The 2,156-nt window shown below is 65.4% G+C and carries 3 protein-coding genes; 1 reads left to right on the plus strand and 2 read right to left on the minus strand.

All coding sequences use genetic code 11. From position 1 onward, the window contains the following. On the plus strand, positions 1 to 459 hold a 459-nt coding region (locus ABZ293_RS41980), incomplete at its 5' end, for a C40 family peptidase (protein ID WP_355189912.1). A gap of 27 nt (positions 460 to 486) precedes the next feature. On the opposite strand, the gene ABZ293_RS41985 is transcribed toward ABZ293_RS41980, so the two are convergent. Both ABZ293_RS41985 and ABZ293_RS41990 read right to left on the minus strand, forming a co-directional pair. Then, the gene (locus ABZ293_RS41985; RefSeq protein ID WP_355189913.1) at positions 487 to 1,671 is read right to left on the minus strand and encodes a transglycosylase SLT domain-containing protein; all 1,185 of its coding nucleotides are present in this window, start codon (positions 1,669 to 1,671) and stop codon (positions 487 to 489) included. After that, positions 1,671 to 2,156 (minus strand): transglycosylase SLT domain-containing protein (locus ABZ293_RS41990; RefSeq protein WP_355189914.1); only part of this gene is annotated, 486 nt, incomplete at its 5' end. The genes ABZ293_RS41985 and ABZ293_RS41990, both read right to left, overlap by 1 nt.

The raw sequence follows: 2,156 nt of genomic DNA on the forward strand, positions 1-2,156 counted from the left end.
GCCAGCGCCACCGACACCGCCAGCGCGATCAACCGGCTCACCAATCAATACCTGTACAACATCGCAGGCAAAAAATACGCAGGCTCGGCCGCGGGAGCGTCCGCGGCCGCGCAGAAGGCGATCCAGGTCGCTTTGGCCCATCTTGGCAATCCGTATGTGTGGGGGGCCGAGGGGCCGAATTCCTTCGACTGCTCCGGGCTCATGCAATTCGCGGCGGCCCAGGCGGGTGTAAGGATTCCACGTGTGGCCTCCGACCAGTACCAACAGCTGCAGAAGGTCAATCCGGCCGATATCCGCCCCGGTGACCTGATCTTTCCCGACTCCGAATTCAACAATGGGAATCCTGGTCACGTTATGATGTATATCGGAAACGGCCAGTGTGTCGAGGCCCCGCACACCGGAGCCGTCGTCAGAAGGACCAATTTGCCGAGCGGTTATCACGCCAGCCGCTGGTCTTGACAGTCGAACATCGACCGCATCGCCCGCTCAGTATCCGACGTAGTGTCCGCCTTGGTGCATCGCCTGGATGCCGGGCACGTCACTGACCGAGCCGTAGCGGGCGATGGCGTACCGCACGCCCGCGATGATGTTGTCGACCGGATTCCAGATATCGCGGTGGCCGGGCAGCGCGTAGGCGTTGAAGGTGGGATCGATGGTCTGCATCAGACCCTTGGACGGAGTTCCCTTGGCGGCGTTGCTGTCCCAGAGATTGATCGCATTCGGATCGCCTGCGGATTCGTGCTGGATGATCGCGGCGATATCGGCGGGATTGATGTACCGGGTGTCGTAGCCGTTGGCGGCCAGGATGCGCAGGGCGTCGTTGATCCACTGACCCTGCTGACCGGACGGGCGCGTGCGCGGCGGGCGCGTACTGGATCCACCGGTGCTCGGCTGGGCCCGGCGCGGCGGCTGCCGGGTCGGGCGCGCATTCTGCAGGAACCGGTCGGCCAGTGCGGCAACCCTATCCGCGGTGATCGCCGCCGCCGACTGTCCCTGTCCGAGCACGGTGCCCGCGCGATGTAAGGCATTGCTGAGTGTGGTGATGAGCATCTGACGCCCGGCGGTGGTATCGGCGACGCCGCCGAGTGCGGTCATGGCCGTATTCACCTCGGCGATAATGCCATCGATGGCCGCCCGGCCCTGGATCGTGCTATCGGCGGCGCCACCCAGCAGGCGGCCGAGTTCGGCGTTCAACGACTGCGTCGATTGCGCGCGGCGTCCGGTATCGAGATTGTTCGCCGCGTACTGTGATCCCGATTCGCCGGGCCATGCGGTCGGTTGTCCGGAGCCGAGCGCGGGCGGTGCGTACGGCTGACCGGTATCGGCGGTCGGGTTGGCCGTGCCGTACTGTGCGGAAATGGATGCCAGCGCGCCGAGCGCCGCCGCCGCGTACGGCGCGCTGGTGCCGAATCCAGCGAGCGCGTCGGGGCGGGCGACCGTCGGCGATCCGGTTGCCGCGGTACCGGATTCGGCGACCGGTCCCGCCGTCGGGCCGCGTCCGGCCGCGGTCGCGGCAGACTGCTGTGCGAGAGCGGCCGATGGACCGGTGGGCGCCCGCGGCGGACTGCGCCGCGTCGCGTCCCGGCGTGGTGCGGATGTCGTTGTGCCTGGCGGGGTCTCGTGCGCGTCGTGGAGGCTCGGATCCGGTGTGTCCCGCTGCGGTGGTGGCATCAGTAGGGCTCGTACGCTCGGCCGCTGCGTACGTCCTTGACGCCCGGCACATTGCTAACCGACCCGTATCGGCCTATCGCATAACGGACCCCGGCAACGATATTGTCGACCGGGTTGTAGATGTTCTTGTGTCCAGGTGCGGCGTACTGATTGAAATTCGTGCCGGTGATCTGCATGAGCCCGATCGAGTGGTTACCCTGCTGCGCATTGATGTCGGTTTTGTTGATGGCACTGGGATTGCCGCTGGATTCGTACTGGATGATGATCGCTATGGCCTGCGGATCGAGTGTGCTGATGTTGTAGCCCAACTGTTGCAACACCTGTAGTGCCTGGTTGATCCAGTCACCGACGGTGCCGCCGGGCATCTGGCTGCTGGTGCTGCCGGATGTTCCGGCGACCGCGCCTGCGTATTTTTTGCCTGCGATGTTGTACAGGTATTGGTTGGTGAGTCGGTTGATCGCGCTGGCGGTGTTGGTGGCGCTGCT

The sequence above is a fragment of the Nocardia sp. NPDC005998 genome (assembly GCF_040614395.1).
Lineage (GTDB): Bacteria > Actinomycetota > Actinomycetes > Mycobacteriales > Mycobacteriaceae > Nocardia.

Coding starts and splice junctions, on each gene's coding strand:
- ABZ293_RS41985 (WP_355189913.1), bottom strand. CDS start 1,671: ATGCCACCACCGCAGCGGGACACACCGGATCCGAGCCTCCACGACGCG.